A 14699-nucleotide genomic window follows, 5' to 3' on the forward strand; every position below is an offset into this window, starting at 1 on the left:
AACGGGTTTTCTTCCTTGGCAATCGGCCAATAAGGCAGCGGTTTGTCACCGCCGACATCCAGCGTACGCACCACCAGCGGCCGCCCGGCGAGGCCATCGAGGACACGGCGGTATTCGGCTTCCTGCGTCGCCTCGTCCGGCGCTTGCGGGTGGGCCATGAAAATCAGTTCGGTGCGCAACAGGCCAATGCCTTCGGCGCCCTGCTCCACCGCGCCGGTCACGCCTGCGCTCTCACCAATGTTGGCAAACACCTCCACCGCATGCCCGTCGGTCGTCAACGCCGGTTGATGGCGTTGTTCGGCGGCAACCTTCAGACGTTGCTCACGGGTATCACGCTCTTCAGTTGCGCGCTGCAAAGTGGCCGCATCGGCATCCACGTGCAGGCGACCGCGCTGACCATCGAGCAACAACGGCGTGCCGGGCGCCAGCAGCAGCACTGCAGGGCCGGCGCCGACCAGTGCCGGAATACCCAGGGCCCGGGCGACAATGGCGCTGTGCGCGGTGGCGCCGCCACGGGCGGTAAGAATGCCGGCCACACGGGCCGGATCGAGACGCGCCACATCGGACGGGCCGACTTCGTCCATCACCAGAATGTACGGTTGATCCGGCTCGTGCGGGGTTTCGATTCCGCACAGTTGCGCCAACACGCGCCGGCCAATGTCGCGCAGATCGGCGGCGCGCTCGGCGAGCAACGCGTCGTGCAAGGCTTCCTGCTGCCGGGCCGCCGCTTCGATTACCGACATCCACGCCGCTTCGGCGCTTTCGCCCTGCTTGAGGCGGGTGTCGACTTCATCGGTCAACTCAGGGTCGTCGAGCATTTCCTGGTGGGTGATGAAAATCTCGCGAATGGCCTTGGCCTTGCTGCGCTCGATCAAGCCCTGAATGTCCTGGCGTACCGCGGCCAGTGCTTGCTTGAGACGCTCGCGCTCGGTCGCCGCGGATTCACCGCGCAGCGGGTATTCGATGGTTTGCAGCACTTGAATATGCGCCGGGCCGATGGCGATTCCCGGCGCAGCGGCGATAGCCTGCACCAGACTCCCGGAGGTTGGCGCCAGCAGTACTTGCGTCACTTCAGCGATTTCTTCGCGCGGCTGGCTCACCGGCAGCGGCTCGACTTCCTCACCCAGGCCTTCTTCGATGGCAGCCAATAGCGCGGGCAAGGCATCGGCGGCAATACTGGGCTCGGCGATGATTTCCAGCACCTGACCGCGACGGGCGCCGAGGCTGAGCAATTTGCTCAGACTCTTGACCGATACCGCGCTGTCCTGACCATCGACGATGCGGATGCGAATCTCGCCTTCAAAACTTTTTGCCAATTGCGCGAGAATCTTCGCCGGGCGCGCATGCAATCCGTGGGCGTTCGCCAGCGCAATGCGCGCACTCGGCCAATCGGCAGGCAGTTCACCACCGAGCACTTCCAGCACCGCACGGCAGCTGGTGGCGCGCCCCAATTCATGGCCTCGACCTTCTATCAGCAAGGCGCACAGACGTTCGAGCAACGCCTGATGGGCCTCGCCCAGACTGGCCAGGCAAAACAGTCCGTTAAGCGGTTGGCCGAGGTAACGCAGCGGTTTGTCCGGGGTGACGAAGGCCAGTCCCGGACGCTTCACCGTTTGCTCGCTGTGCAGCCACCACAGGCCATCACCCAGCGGCAGAGCTTCGACCTGCTGCAACACTGCCGAGAAACCGTTGCTCACGCAGTCGGCCTGGCGCAGTAATCGCGCGCCGCGCCAAACCAGCTCTTCGAAATCTTCAGCGGCAACGCCCAGGCCAATCATCTGTGCATCCAGCGCCAGTTCCTGCGGCGCGCCTTGCAGCAGCTTGAGCAAGGCTTCGGCAGAGCTGGCGCGGCGCAAGGCCTGTCCCAGATCGGTCTCGCCGAGGGCCCGGGTCAGCAGTTGCAACAGGCGCAGGTGTTCGTCGGATTTGGCAGCGATGCCAATGGCCAGGTAAACGGTCTGGCCGTCGCCCCAATCAACGCCGTCGGGGAACTGCATCAGCCGCACGCCCGTGGTGTATACCTGATCGCGGGTTTGCGGCGTACCGTGGGGAATGGCAATACCTTGACCGAGAAAGGTCGAGCCCTGGGCTTCACGGGCCTGCAGACCGGCCAGGTAACCGTCGGCAACCAGGCCATCGGCGACCAGATGTCCGGCCAGTAATTGCAACGCTGCGGCCTTATCCACAGCCGACTGGCCCATGGAAATCTGCTCTATGGTGAGCTCGAGCATGCTTTCTCCTTTTTGGCACCTTGGGTGCCAGGTATTGTTTTGAATGATTCAGCTTAGGCTTTTGTCTTGAAACAATCTTTGGCGGTTTTGCGGCAGCACCTGCCAAAGCGTATTTAATCCAGAAAATACGCCTGCTGAAACGTTTAATCTAGAATGATTGGCACGTTACTCGATTCTGTTGCGTCGTTGAAGCCCAACTTGTCGGATGCGTTGTGACGATGGTCGACTGCCCGAATCGGGTACGATTGACGAAAATGTCGAGGCAAGCTCGAGAAAACAAGGAATTGCGGGTTGAAACTCAGTGATATAGCCCAGTTGGCCGGTGTGTCCGTCACCACCGCCAGCTACGTCATCAATGGCAAAGCCGAACAGCAACGCATCAGCAGCGCCACCGTCGAGCGCGTCCGCGCGGTGGTCGAATTGCACGGCTTCACACCCAATCCCCAGGCTGCCGGCCTGCGCAGCCGGCACACCCGCACGCTGGGCTTTATTTTGCCGGATCTGGAAAACCCCAGTTACGCGCGAATCGCCAAACTGCTGGAACAGGGCGCGAGGGCTCGCGGCTATCAGCTGCTGATCGCCAGTTCCGACGATGCACCGGACAGCGAACGGCAATTGCTGCAACTGTTCCGCGCCCGGCGCTGTGACGCGTTGATCGTTGCCAGTTGCCTGCCCCCCGGCGACGACAGCTACCGGCAATTACAGGCCAAGGGCCTGCCGATCATCGCCATCGACCGGGTCATGGAGCCCGAGCATTTCTGCTCGGTGATCAGTGACGACCGTGAAGCCAGCCTGCACCTGACGCAAAGCCTGCTCGACCCGCTGCCCAAACAGATTGCCTTGATCGGCGCCCGTCCCGAGCTGAGCATCAGCCAGGAGCGCGCCGCCGGCTTCAAAGAAGCGCTGGCCGGTTACAACGGTGAAATGCTGATCGAGCACGGCGAGTCGTTCAGCCGCGAATGCGGTAAACAGTTGATGGAAGAATTACTTCAGCGTGTCGGGCATCTTCCCGAAGCGCTGGTGACCACTTCTTACGTACTGCTGCAAGGCGTGTTCGATGCCTTGCACGACTTCCCGTTGAAAAACCGCCCACTGCGCCTCGGCACTTTCGGCGATACCCAATTGCTGGACTTTTTGCCGTTGCCGGTCAACGCCATGGCCCAGCAACATCAGTTGATCGCCGACAAAGCCCTGGCCCTGGCCCTGGCAGCCATCGAGCAATCCGATTACCAACCCGGCGTGCAGGCCATTGCCCGGACGTTCAAACAACGTATTCGTCAGGACTGAGCCATGGACCTGATCGACACCCACACACACCTGGACTTTCCCGACTTCGACACGGATCGTCAGGCACTGATGGCCGAAAGCCGCGCCCTCGGGGTCAGGGAAATGGTGGTGCTGGGGGTTTGTCAGGGCAACTGGCAGCGGGTCTGGGAGCTGGTGCAAGACGATCCCGACCTGCATGCCGCGTTCGGCTTGCACCCGGTGTACCTGGACGATCATCGGCCTGAACACCTGACGCAACTCGGCGACTGGCTGACCCGCCTTGCCGGGCATCGGCAGCTGTGTGCTGTGGGTGAAATCGGCCTGGACTACTACATCGAAACCCTCGATCGCCAGCGTCAGCAAGCGTTGTTCGAGGCGCAACTGCAACTGGCGGTGGACTTCAATCTGCCGGCGCTCATTCATGTGCGGCGCAGTCACGCGGCGGTGATTGCCACACTGAAACGCTTCAAGTCGAAACGTGCCGGGATCATCCACGCCTTCGCCGGCAGTCAGGAAGAAGCCCGCGAGTACATCAAGCTCGGCTTCAAGCTGGGCCTGGGCGGTGCCGCGACCTGGCCGCAAGCGCTGCGCATGCACCGCGTGCTGACAAAATTGCCGCTCGAATCGGTGGTGCTGGAAACCGACTCACCGGACATGGCGCCCGCGATGTTTCCCGGTCAACGCAACAGCCCGGCGCATTTGCCGGCAATCTGTGCCGCACTGGCCGACATCATGACCATCAGCCCCGCACAACTGGCCGCCGCCAGCACCGCCAATGCCCGTGAGTTGTTCGGCTGGTAAACACATTAAGCAGATCGTTCCCACACTCTGCGTGGGAATGCAGCCCGGGACGCTCCGCGCCCCATCCAGAGCCGAACGCGGAGCGTCCGATGAGGCATTCCCACGCAGAGCGTGGGAACGATCATGCGATGCGGATTTAAACGCGAAATGCGCTGATCAACTGTTTGAGCTCAACCACCTGCGCCGACAACGCGCGGCTGGCGTCCTCGGTCTGGTGCGCACCCTCAGCGGTGCGCTCGCCGGCGCGGTTGATCTCAACGATGTTCTGGTCGATGTCGTGGGCCACAGCGGTCTGCTGCTCCACGGCGGCGGCGATCTGCTGGTTCTGGTCGACGATCATGCCGACCGCACCGAGGATATTTTCCAGTGCGAGCTGGACCTTTTCTGACTGCCCCACGGTGCCGTTCGCCATTTCATGGCTGACCCCCATCGCCTTGACCGCCGCACCGACACCGCCGTGCAACTTGGCGATCATCTGCTCGATTTCCTCAGTCGATTGCTGGGTGCGTTTGGCCAGGGTCCGGACTTCGTCAGCCACTACGGCAAACCCGCGCCCCTGCTCACCGGCCCGTGCCGCTTCGATCGCAGCGTTCAGCGCCAGCAGGTTGGTCTGCTCGGCAATGCTCTTGATCACTTCCAGCACGCGACTGATGGATTGGCTGTCACTGGCCAGTTGATTGATCACCAACACCGACTGATCAATCTCGCTGGCCAGTGCCGCGATGCTGCCTTGCTGGGACTGCACCAGGCCGCGCCCGCTGATGGTTTCATCGTTGACGCTGTGGGCGCTGCTGACCGCTGCCGCCGCACTGCGCGCCACTTCCAGGGAAGTGGCGGACATCTGGTTCATCGCCGTGGCGACCTGCTCGATCTGGGTGCGCTGCCCGGCCACCGCCTGGTTGCTTTGCGCCGAAACATTTTCCACTTGCCCGGCTTGACGCTCGACCTCGCTGACGGTCTGCCCGACGCGTTCGATCAGGTCATGGATTTTCTTCACCGTGCCGTTGAACACCTCGCCCAACTCTCCGAGTTCATCGCGGCTGTTGGCACTGAACGTAACCGTCATGTCGCCCGCCGCCACTTTGTCCATGACCCCACCCAGGCGTTTGAGAGTGGTGCGGGTAGACGCGTAGAAACCGCCGTAGAGATAGAAGATCAGGACAAACACCACCGACAGCGCCACGGCCTGCAGGATCATGTGTGTGCGGTTCTGGTCCAGACGTTGCTGCAACTGGTCGCCGAGAAACTTCAGGGTGGCTTCATTGAGTTGGTAGGTCGAATCCATCAAGCCAGTGACCTGGTCGTAGAAGGCCTGCCATGGCGTATCGAGTGTATCGGCCATCACCACCTTTTCTTCGAACAGCTCGCTGGCTTTTTTCAACGAGGCCCTGCTGCTGTCTGCCTGAGCAGCCAGGGTCTGCGCCGCGGCCTTGCTGGAGTTTGTCGCGTCTTGCAACTTCAGGCCGTACTCGGCCTGGAGTTTTTCGATCTGCCCCAACAGGTCATCGAATCGGTTGCTCGATGCCGAGTTGAGAAAACCTTGCCCCAGCGAGGCCGCGCCCATCGCACGGCCGTCCCCCAGAATCTGGGTGATGCGCGGAGTGACGTTGGTCACCAGTTCGCTGAGTTGGCGCATGTCGCTTTGATTGTCGAGGCTCAGACCGGCCTGACTGGCAATGAGTTGGCTGAAAAGCTGGGCATTACCCACCAGCTTGCCCGCCAGGGCACTTTTGCTTTGCAGGGATGTTTCCGCTTGCTGAGCCTTGAACGCAGCGACCATCTCATCGCGTTTGCCGTCGAACACCGCAATGTGCTCCGGATCGCTGCTCATCGCCGTCAACCCTTGCAGGCGCGTCAGCACGCTTTTTTCCAGGCTGCTGATTTGCGCCTCAATGTTCCCGGCCCTGCCGGACTGGCCGAGGGCAAAATTGATCTGCACCAGGTTGTTCAAGGTTTCCAGATCGCGTCGTAGCGTCAGGCTACTGCCCAACAGGTCGAGGCTTTGCAGTTCGATCCGGGTGCCCTGGAATTCGCGATAGGAATCGCGTACCAGATAGAAATTGGTGACTAACATTGGCACCAGGAACAGGACGCTGATCAGGCTGAACTTCATGCCGAAGCTCAGGCGATTCATTAGCGCAACGGCGGGATAGAGCAAGCTCTTCACTGGAAGTCTCCCTTGGATTTCTTATTTTTGTTGGCAGGCGCAGCGAGGCAGCAGATAGCCACTATTGAGCGCTATCCCTGTATAGCTTAAATCGGCAGGAAGTTTTGTAACTTAAGGTTAACGAGAGGTCAGCGCAGCCCTGTAGCAGCGGGCATCACTTGCTACAGGGATCAATCGCTTCAGGGCAAGACAGTCCACAATGCAAAACCGGCATACCACAGCACCGCCGCTCGCAGCAGTAACTCCCAGAGCCGGTCGAGATTGTTGATGCCGTCGGGCCCTGCGACCGGTGCAGGAATTTCCGCGGCCACCCGCCCAGCCTTCTCGATCAACTGAGCAGCGCTGATGTTCCAGTTCAGCAATTCGTGCAACATCACCCGGCTGACAGCAACAAAATTGCCGACCAGGGCAAAGCTCGCGGCCAGCAAGCGCACCGGCACCCAATCGAATGCGTGACGCAATTGCCCTGCGCGCTCGACCACGGCCGGGTTTTGCCCGTGCTCTTCAGCCAGGGCCAGCAGGCGGTAGCTCAAGGCGGCGACCGGCCCCAACAGGAAGTACCAGAAAATCACCGCAAAGAAACTCTGGTAAGCCTCCCACAGCAAATGCCCTTCAACCCGCTCCAGCAGTTGTTCGCCGCTGTCGGCGCAGATATCAAGATCGCGCTTGGCGACATGGGCCGCCGCTTGCAGGTCTTCTCGACGCCAGGCATCGCGAAACGGCCCAAGACCGGCCAGCAGATCTCCGCGCCCCAGGCTGTAGATAACCACCAACAGGTGTACCGGCAAGGCCAGCAGACCGTAAGCCACCGGGTCAATCACCACCAGCAGCAGGCCCAGTAGCGCAACGGGAAACAGCACCAGCACCGCTAGTACCAGCCATGGACGCTGCACCATACGCGGGCTGAGCTCAAGCTTGTGCAGCTCGCGAACCCAGCCGCCATCGCGTTGAACCCGATGGCGCAGGGCCGAAAACTTCTCGATCCAGACCGCCAACAGCAACACCAGAAAACTCATTGTCCTTCTTCTTTTGCCAGGGCTGCGCGATAGCGTGCCCAGTCGAACGCCGGCCCCGGATCCGTCTTGCGCCCGGGGGCGATGTCGCTATGTCCACAGATCCGCTGTGCAGTGATCGCCGGGAACGCCGCTTGCAACTGCCGAGTGAGCCCGGTCAACGCATCATACTGAGCATCGGTGAATGGCAGATCATCCGTGCCTTCCAGTTCGATGCCCACGGAAAAATCGTTACAGGTTTCCCGCCCCTCGAAATTCGAAACGCCAGCGTGCCAGGCGCGCTCAAGACAAGAGACAAACTGGGTAACCGTACCGTCACGCTCAATCAGAAAATGTGCGGACACCCGCAGGTCGGCAATCCCCTCAAAATAGGGGTGCTCCGTGACATCCAGACGATTCTGGAAAAAGGCCTGCACCTTGCCCGTGGCGAACTGCGCCGGCGGCAGGCTGATGTTATGGATCACCAGCAGGGAAATTTCGCCCTCGGGGCGCGCATTGAAGTTGGGCGAGGGGCACAAACGCACGTCCTGACACCAACCGCTCGCGGGGTCCAACTGCATACCGATTCCTTCAACGACAAGTGTGTTGGCCGTCAGTATGCCGCGATAGCCCCCCGGGATGCGATCACTTGCCACGCTCAAGGCGTCGCAGATTGCCGATCACCGTCTCCAGCGCCCGATCAAACAGCAAGGTGTCATCGAGCGTACGCACCGTACCGCGACGAAACTCCAGGGCCAGGCTCGCACGGCTGTGCTCCAGCACCTTCATGCCAGTGCGGTTGACGAAAATGTAATGGCCCGTGACGTCGATAATCGCTGCCAGCTTGCAGCGCAGCGTATTATCCTGATCCTCCTGGAACTCGACCCAGCCACCAAGGCGCAACTGGTCCACGTGCCACAGTCCGATATCATCGGCCGACAAAGGCACCGCAGTGGCCTGTACCGGTCCTTCATCGGCTGACTGCAAGACCATTGCTTCGAGCACCTGAAGCAACTCCGGCGCGTCCTTTGGCGCATGAGGCTCAGGCTCGAACAACTGAACATGCAAACCTTCCAGCTCACTGAAAAACTCACTGGTGGCGAACGGATCGAACGTCGAACCACTCAGGCCTTCGCGCAACGCCTTGAGCAAGCCCGGCACCAGCGCCAGCAAGCGCGAACGCGCGTCCGGTTCGTCATGGCACTGAACGCTCCAGACCAACTGCTCCATGGTCTGCACAGCCGCATGCCACTGCGTCGATTGATGACCATGCTTGAGAAAGGTCAGCAGCAACACTTTGCTCCAGGCGTCCTGAACAAACAGCACCACGCTGCGCGGCAGACTTTTGCCCAACAAGGCCAGATTCAAAGCCTGTTCGACATGCTGACGGGCCAACGCAGCTTTCGCCCGGCCTTCTTCAGCGTCGCGGGTGCGTTGCTCCAGCAATTCACTGCGACGCCGCTCATCGGCGATGAACGCCAGGAAGTCAGCCAGCAGATCGGAAAAAATCGTCGGGTCATCGACGAAGTCATTCAACAACCGCTTCACCACCTGCTCGATGCGCAAGTACAGGCTATCGCGCTGAACATCGTCGCAGCTGCTCCAGCCGAGCGTGGCACTGGCTATTTCATTGAGCAGACGCCTGGCCGGGTGATCGCCGCGACTGAAAAAACGCTTGTCCAGAACCGCCACCTTGACCATCGGGATTTGCAACTGGCCAACCAACGCCTTGAGGCTCTGCGGCAAGTCGCGGTCGTGGCGGATACACTCGAACAGCATGGCGATCAGGTTGATGACATCTTCATCCGCCACCCCCACCACGCGCGACTTGCCGCTTTTGACACTGACGCGAGTCAGCAACTGTCCCAGCTGATTGCGCAGATCGAAATCGTCCTGACTGGCGTGCGTCGGCACGTATTGCTGCAAGTACGAAAGCAGCCGCAACAGGTCCCGTGAGGAAATCGGCTGTGCGGGCGCGCTTGCTTCGAGGATTGGCGTGAAACGGCCGCGCACCTGGGACAACAGGTGCTGCAATGGCAGAAACACCGGTGGCAGACTGTCGTCGAGCGCTGGCTCTTGCGACTCAACGGCTACAGGCGTTTCGACAGACGTAGCAATCGTTCGTGCCGGGACGGGCTGGAGATCGGGCAGCACGCCCATGACTACCAATAACTGGTTGGCTTCACCATAGAGCTGGTCAGCATCGTTGAGCACATAGCGCTCGAACAATTTGAGGATAATCAACTTGACCTTGATCTCTACCCCGAGATTGCGCCCGGCCTGCAGGAAAAACTCACACAGCAACGTCGGCCCCAAAGGGTTGTGCCTTTCAATCAGCGTCTTGCCCAACAGCGTACTGAGGCGTGCGGTGAGCTGGTCGAGCGCCAAACCGTCACGATCCAGTATTTTATTGACCATCGCTTCTACCGCGACTGTGCGCTCCAGCTCGTCGCCGGGCTGCGCAAACGAAGCGCCGGCCGACAGCGCCATGGAGCCGTTCACAGGTGTTACGTCGTAGCGGGAAAGACGAGCAAATGCCTCGAAGATCTGATCGAAAAAAAGCCGCTCGATACTTTTGCGCTTGAGGCGCAAATCGCGCATGGCCTGGAAGTAAATGTTCTGCTCGATGCTATCTCGAGCCCGATCCGTCATTTCAAAAAGTGTGTCGTCCGCATTGTCAAACAGCGCCTGCAGGCCTCTCCTGAGCTGCAGCACAGCCTTGTCGCGAACCTGAAGGAGAATCACAGGCAGGCGGGTGAGCGGCGTATGAATCGCCTGATCGGTAGCCGCCTTGTGCAAAGGCACTACATTCCCGTCGTTGTGCATCCCGGTCCCCCTGAAACAATGATTCCACGAATCGTCAAAGTCATGACGTCAATTGCAAGGCGCAATTATCTTGCAAAAAACCACCCCGGTACCAGCGACCCGTGTTCCTCCATGGAAATACAGACCAGTACGGGCGGTATTTGCTTGCGGGAATCGACCAAATGCATGTTTCGCAGCGCCGACAATCTTTCGCACGCCTTGGGTTGCTCCGCGGCATGGCCCTATAATCGGACCACTTTGTTTGTGGAGTCCGTTATGCCGAATCTACGTCTCGCCGATCTGAACGCCGAAATCGAAGCCAACGTGCGCCGCGCGTTGCTCGAAGACATCGGCAGCGGCGACATCACCGCGCAGCTGATCCCGGCCGAACGCCTGGCCAAAGCCACCATCATTACTCGCGACGCTGCCGTCATTGCTGGCACCGCTTGGGTCGACGCGGTTTTCCGGCAACTGGACCCACGGGTCGCAGTGCATTGGCAAGTCGCCGATGGCGAGCGGGTGAAACCCAATCAGGTGCTGTTCCACCTCGAAGGTCCGGCGCGCTCGCTGCTGACCGGCGAACGCAGCGCGCTGAACTTCCTGCAAATGCTGTCCGGTGTGGCCACTCGCGCGCAGTACCTGGCGGACTTCGTTGGCGAAACCCAGGTCAAGCTGCTCGACACCCGCAAAACCCTGCCGGGACTGCGTCTGGCGCAAAAGTACGCCGTGACCTGCGGCGGTTGCCACAACCACCGCATCGGCCTGTATGACGCCTTCCTGATCAAGGAAAACCATATTGCTGCTTGTGGCGGCATTCCGCAGGCCATTGCCGCCGCGCACAAGATCGCGCCGGGCAAACCGGTAGAGATTGAGGTAGAAAGCCTGGATGAGCTCAAAGAAGCCCTGGCGGCCGGGGCAGACATCATCATGCTCGACGAACTGAGCCTGGATGACATGCGCGAAGCCGTGCGCCTGAACGGCGGCAAGGCAAAACTGGAGGCCAGCGGCGGGATCAATGAAAGCACGCTGCTGCCGATCGCCGAAACCGGCGTGGATTACATCTCGATTGGTGCGATGACCAAGGATGTGAAAGCGGTGGATCTGTCGATGCGCTTGAGTCTCTGATCACATCGAACTGTAGGAGCGAGCAGGCTCGCTCCTACATGAGTGTCAAACCACCAGATTATTCATCTCGCAGTACTCTTCCCACTCGACGCCCAACACTTCGGCAGCTTCCTTGTGCAGCTCCAGGCGCTTGGCCTCGAACTCTTGCGGGGTGCAGGTGTACTTGAGCGTCAACTCCCAAGGCTGCAGGCCCTGGGCCTCCGCCTCATCCTCGAACGCCCACTGGATCTGATCTTTCTGATCGTCGGCGGGCAGGTCCTTGATCTCATCGGCTAACTGGGGTGAGTCGATCAAGTATTTCTTGAGTGCTTCTTCGTGGCGGGCTTCTTGGGTCAACTCTTTAACGGTCATGGCGTTCTCGCTGATCTGGGGAATGGAAGATGGATCTGGATCATCAAGGATCTCTCTGACGCAAAAAACCGTATGAAGCGCGGTTTGTCTGGCCTTCAGAACCATTCGGGATCATCTGAAAACAGAGTGTCGCTGGTGCCCGAGACAGGAATCGAACCTGCGACCTTCGCGTTACGAGTGCGCTGCTCTACCGGCTGAGCTACACGGGCGGTGGGCTAAACCTAGCACTGACTTTAGGGTCAGGCAACTTCCAAGTCGCTTCAATTTTCTGCGGACAAAAAAATGCCCCACAGCTTTCACTGCGGGGCATTTTCTACAACGTTGAAGCCATCAGGCTGAAGGGCTGATTAAACGCCCGAAGCCTTGGCAGCTGCCACGTCTTTGATGGACAGCTTGATACGGCCGCGGTTGTCCACGTCCAGTACCAGTACTTCCACTTCCTGACCTTCCTTGAGGATGTCGGTCACTTTCTCAACGCGAGCATCGCTCAGCATGGAGATGTGCACCAGACCGTCCTTGCCCGGCAGGATGTTGACGAATGCGCCGAAGTCGACGATGCGCTCAACCTTACCGACGTAGATCTTGCCGATCTCGGCTTCTGCGGTGATGCCCAGAACGCGCTGACGTGCCGCTTCAGCCGCTTCCTTGGTTTCGCCGAAGATCTTGATCGAACCGTCGTCTTCGATGTCGATCGAAGCCTTGGTTTCTTCGCAGATCGCACGGATGGTCGCGCCACCTTTACCGATAACGTCACGGATCTTGTCGGTGTCGATCTTCATCGCGATCATGGTCGGAGCGTTGGCCGACAGTTCGGTACGCGACTGGCCAATGATTTGGTTCATCTGGCCGAGGATGTTCAGGCGCGCTTCCAGGGCTTGGCCCAGAGCGATCTCCATGATCTCTTCGGTGATGCCCTTGATCTTGATGTCCATCTGCAGCGCGGTGACGCCTTTGGCGGTACCGGCTACCTTGAAGTCCATGTCGCCCAAGTGGTCTTCGTCACCCAGGATGTCGGTCAGAACAGCGAATTTCTCGCCTTCTTTAACCAGACCCATGGCGATACCGGCAACTGGCGCCTTCATCGGCACACCAGCGTCCATCAGTGCCAGGGAAGCACCGCAAACGGAAGCCATCGAGCTCGAACCGTTGGATTCGGTGATTTCCGAAACCACGCGAATGGTGTACGGGAACACGTCGGCGGCAGGCAGCATGGCCGAAACCGAACGACGGGCCAAACGGCCGTGACCGATTTCACGACGACCGGCACCACCCATGCGACCACACTCGCCTACCGAGAACGGTGGGAAGTTGTAGTGCAGCATGAACGGGTCTTTTTTCTCGCCTTCCAGGGTGTCCAGCAGCTGTGCATCACGGGCGGTGCCCAGAGTTGCAACGACCAGGGCCTGGGTTTCGCCACGGGTGAACAGGGCCGAACCGTGGGTTTTTGGCAGGACACCGACTTCGATGTTCAACGGACGTACGGTCTTGGTGTCGCGACCGTCGATACGTGGCTTGCCGTTAACGATGTTTTCGCGAACGGTGCGGTATTCGATTTCGCCGAAGGCGGCTTTGACTTCAGCAGCGCTTGGCTGGCCTTCTTCACCGGACAGCTTGGCAACCACCTGGTCCTTCAGCTCACCCAGGCGAGCGTAACGGTCGGCCTTGATGGTGATGGTGTAAGCCTGGGAGATCGCTTCGCCGAACTCGGCACGGATAGCGCCCAGCAGTTCGGTGGCTTCTGGCGCAGGAGCCCAGTTCCAGGTTGGCTTGGCGGCTTCGGCAGCCAGTTCCTTCACAGCGTTGATCACAACCTGGAATTCGTCGTGAGCGAACAGTACCGCGCCCAGCATCTGGTCTTCGGTCAGCTCTTTGGCTTCCGATTCAACCATCAATACGGCGTCCGAAGTACCGGCAACGACCATGTCCAGGCTCGAGGCAGCCTGTTGCTCGTAGGTCGGGTTCAGCAGGTAGCCGGTGCTTTCGTGGAAGGCAACGCGGGCAGCGCCGATCGGGCCATCGAAAGGAATGCCGGAGATCGCCAGGGCTGCCGAAGTACCGATCATCGCAGCGATGTCCGGATCGGTCTTCTTGCTGGTGGAAACGACGGTGCAGACAACCTGCACTTCGTTCATGAAGCCTTCAGGGAACAGCGGACGGATCGGACGGTCGATCAGTCGGGAAGTCAGGGTTTCTTTCTCGGAAGGACGGCCTTCACGCTTGAAGAAACCGCCAGGGATCTTACCGGCAGCGTAAGTTTTTTCCTGGTAGTGAACAGACAGAGGGAAGAAGCCCTTGCCTGGATCGGCTTGTTTTGCACCGACTACGGTCACCAATACGCTGACGTCGTCGTCAACGGTGACCAATACTGCGCCGGAGGCCTGACGGGCGATACGGCCAGTCTCGAGGGTAACGGTCGACTGACCGAACTGGAATTTTTTGATTACCGGGTTCACGGTGTCCTACCTTCTTTTGTGGCTCTTGGGGAAACGGGTTTCTTGCGAAATTCTTGGGCAACGCCGGGAATCGGCCCGACACAATTGTCCAGGTGCTACTCAGGTAAAGCAGGTATCCAGATAAAACTTGAGGCTGGGAGCCTGCCGTGCACTGGCGGGAAACCCGCTGGTGCACGACAGACAACCAACCTCTAGCGCAATCGCTTATTAGCGACGCAGACCCAGGCGAGCGATCAGAGCGCTGTAACGGCTCACGTCCTTGCCTTTCAGGTAGTCCAGCAGCTTGCGACGCTGGTTAACCATGCGGATCAGACCACGACGGGAGTGGTGATCTTTACCGTTGGCCTTGAAGTGACCTTGCAGTTTGTTGATGTTGGCGGTCAGCAGTGCTACTTGCACTTCCGGCGAACCAGTGTCACCAACAGCTTGCTGGTAGTCAGCAACGATTTGAGCTTTTTCTTGAACGTCGAGAGCCATGAGGCAATCCTTTTATCAGGAAACTGTTTCA

Annotated in this window: 11 protein-coding genes and 1 tRNA gene; 3 read left to right on the top strand and 9 right to left on the bottom strand. The window is 59.7% G+C overall.

What is annotated here, in order from left to right; translation table 11 throughout:
• The coding region (gene fruB, locus D8U18_RS12965) for a fused PTS fructose transporter subunit IIA/HPr protein (protein WP_131107755.1) at positions 1-2231 on the bottom strand (2231 nt) is incomplete at its 3' end.
• 291 nt (positions 2232-2522) lie between these two features.
• Between fruB and cra the strand changes: the two genes are divergently transcribed.
• Positions 2523-3518, top strand: a complete 996-nt coding sequence (gene cra / locus D8U18_RS12970) for a catabolite repressor/activator (protein ID WP_130908140.1) — start codon at positions 2523-2525, stop codon at positions 3516-3518.
• A 3-nt stretch (positions 3519-3521) separates the two neighbouring features.
• Entirely contained in the window at positions 3522-4298 is a 777-nt protein-coding gene (locus D8U18_RS12975; protein ID WP_131107756.1) for a TatD family hydrolase, read from the top strand.
• A gap of 136 nt (positions 4299-4434) precedes the next feature.
• Here the strand turns inward: D8U18_RS12975 and D8U18_RS12980 are convergent, their stop codons facing one another.
• The 4 genes from D8U18_RS12980 to D8U18_RS12995 all read right to left on the bottom strand — a co-directional run bounded on the left by D8U18_RS12980 (position 4435) and on the right by D8U18_RS12995 (position 10283).
• The gene (locus tag D8U18_RS12980) at positions 4435-6465 is read right to left on the bottom strand and encodes a methyl-accepting chemotaxis protein (RefSeq protein ID WP_131107757.1); all 2031 of its coding nucleotides are present in this window, start codon (positions 6463-6465) and stop codon (positions 4435-4437) included.
• A gap of 179 nt (positions 6466-6644) precedes the next feature.
• Positions 6645-7481, bottom strand: a complete 837-nt coding sequence (gene ampE / locus D8U18_RS12985; protein WP_131107758.1) for a regulatory signaling modulator protein AmpE — start codon at positions 7479-7481, stop codon at positions 6645-6647.
• On the bottom strand, positions 7478-8038 hold the full coding sequence (gene ampD / locus D8U18_RS12990; RefSeq protein WP_056854974.1) for a 1,6-anhydro-N-acetylmuramyl-L-alanine amidase AmpD: 561 nt from the start codon (positions 8036-8038) through the stop codon (positions 7478-7480). Before ampD ends, ampE begins: the two co-directional genes overlap by 4 nt.
• Before the next feature lie 64 nt (positions 8039-8102).
• Positions 8103-10283 carry a DUF1631 domain-containing protein gene (locus D8U18_RS12995; protein ID WP_131107759.1) on the bottom strand — a complete coding sequence of 727 codons (2181 nt, stop codon included), beginning with the start codon at positions 10281-10283 and terminating at the stop codon, positions 8103-8105.
• 255 nt (positions 10284-10538) lie between these two features.
• Between D8U18_RS12995 and nadC the strand changes: the two genes are divergently transcribed.
• Positions 10539-11387 carry a carboxylating nicotinate-nucleotide diphosphorylase gene (nadC, locus tag D8U18_RS13000; RefSeq protein ID WP_131107760.1) on the top strand — a complete coding sequence of 283 codons (849 nt, stop codon included), beginning with the start codon at positions 10539-10541 and terminating at the stop codon, positions 11385-11387.
• 45 nt (positions 11388-11432) lie between these two features.
• Here nadC and D8U18_RS13005 read toward each other — a convergent pair whose 3' ends face one another.
• The 4 genes from D8U18_RS13005 to rpsO all read right to left on the bottom strand — a co-directional run bounded on the left by D8U18_RS13005 (position 11433) and on the right by rpsO (position 14668).
• Complete coding sequence (locus tag D8U18_RS13005; protein WP_056855256.1) at positions 11433-11738, bottom strand: DUF6388 family protein; 306 nt, start codon at positions 11736-11738, stop codon at positions 11433-11435.
• 133 nt (positions 11739-11871) lie between these two features.
• Positions 11872-11947, bottom strand: a tRNA-Thr gene (locus D8U18_RS13010).
• A gap of 138 nt (positions 11948-12085) precedes the next feature.
• A complete protein-coding gene (gene pnp, locus D8U18_RS13015; protein ID WP_131107761.1) occupies positions 12086-14191 on the bottom strand; it encodes a polyribonucleotide nucleotidyltransferase in 2106 nt (701 codons plus the stop codon).
• A gap of 207 nt (positions 14192-14398) precedes the next feature.
• Positions 14399-14668: a 30S ribosomal protein S15 gene (gene rpsO, locus D8U18_RS13020; RefSeq protein WP_011332409.1), complete on the bottom strand. Its 270-nt coding sequence runs from the start codon at positions 14666-14668 to the stop codon at positions 14399-14401.
• Positions 14669-14699 lie beyond the last annotated feature (31 nt).

This window comes from Pseudomonas sp. Sample_10 (genome assembly GCF_004321495.1).
Classification (GTDB): domain Bacteria; phylum Pseudomonadota; class Gammaproteobacteria; order Pseudomonadales; family Pseudomonadaceae; genus Aquipseudomonas.

What these genes read in the sequence shown, in the direction of transcription:
- ampD (WP_056854974.1), bottom strand. Translation starts at nt 8,038, where the DNA reads ATGCAGTTGGACCCCGCGAGCGGTTGGTGTCAGGACGTGCGTTTGTGC.
- ampE (WP_131107758.1), bottom strand. Translation starts at nt 7,481, where the DNA reads ATGAGTTTTCTGGTGTTGCTGTTGGCGGTCTGGATCGAGAAGTTTTCG.
- D8U18_RS13005 (WP_056855256.1), bottom strand. Translation starts at nt 11,738, where the DNA reads ATGACCGTTAAAGAGTTGACCCAAGAAGCCCGCCACGAAGAAGCACTC.
- D8U18_RS12995 (WP_131107759.1), bottom strand. Translation starts at nt 10,283, where the DNA reads ATGCACAACGACGGGAATGTAGTGCCTTTGCACAAGGCGGCTACCGAT.
- rpsO (WP_011332409.1), bottom strand. Translation starts at nt 14,668, where the DNA reads ATGGCTCTCGACGTTCAAGAAAAAGCTCAAATCGTTGCTGACTACCAG.
- nadC (WP_131107760.1), top strand. Translation starts at nt 10,539, where the DNA reads ATGCCGAATCTACGTCTCGCCGATCTGAACGCCGAAATCGAAGCCAAC.
- D8U18_RS12975 (WP_131107756.1), top strand. Translation starts at nt 3,522, where the DNA reads ATGGACCTGATCGACACCCACACACACCTGGACTTTCCCGACTTCGAC.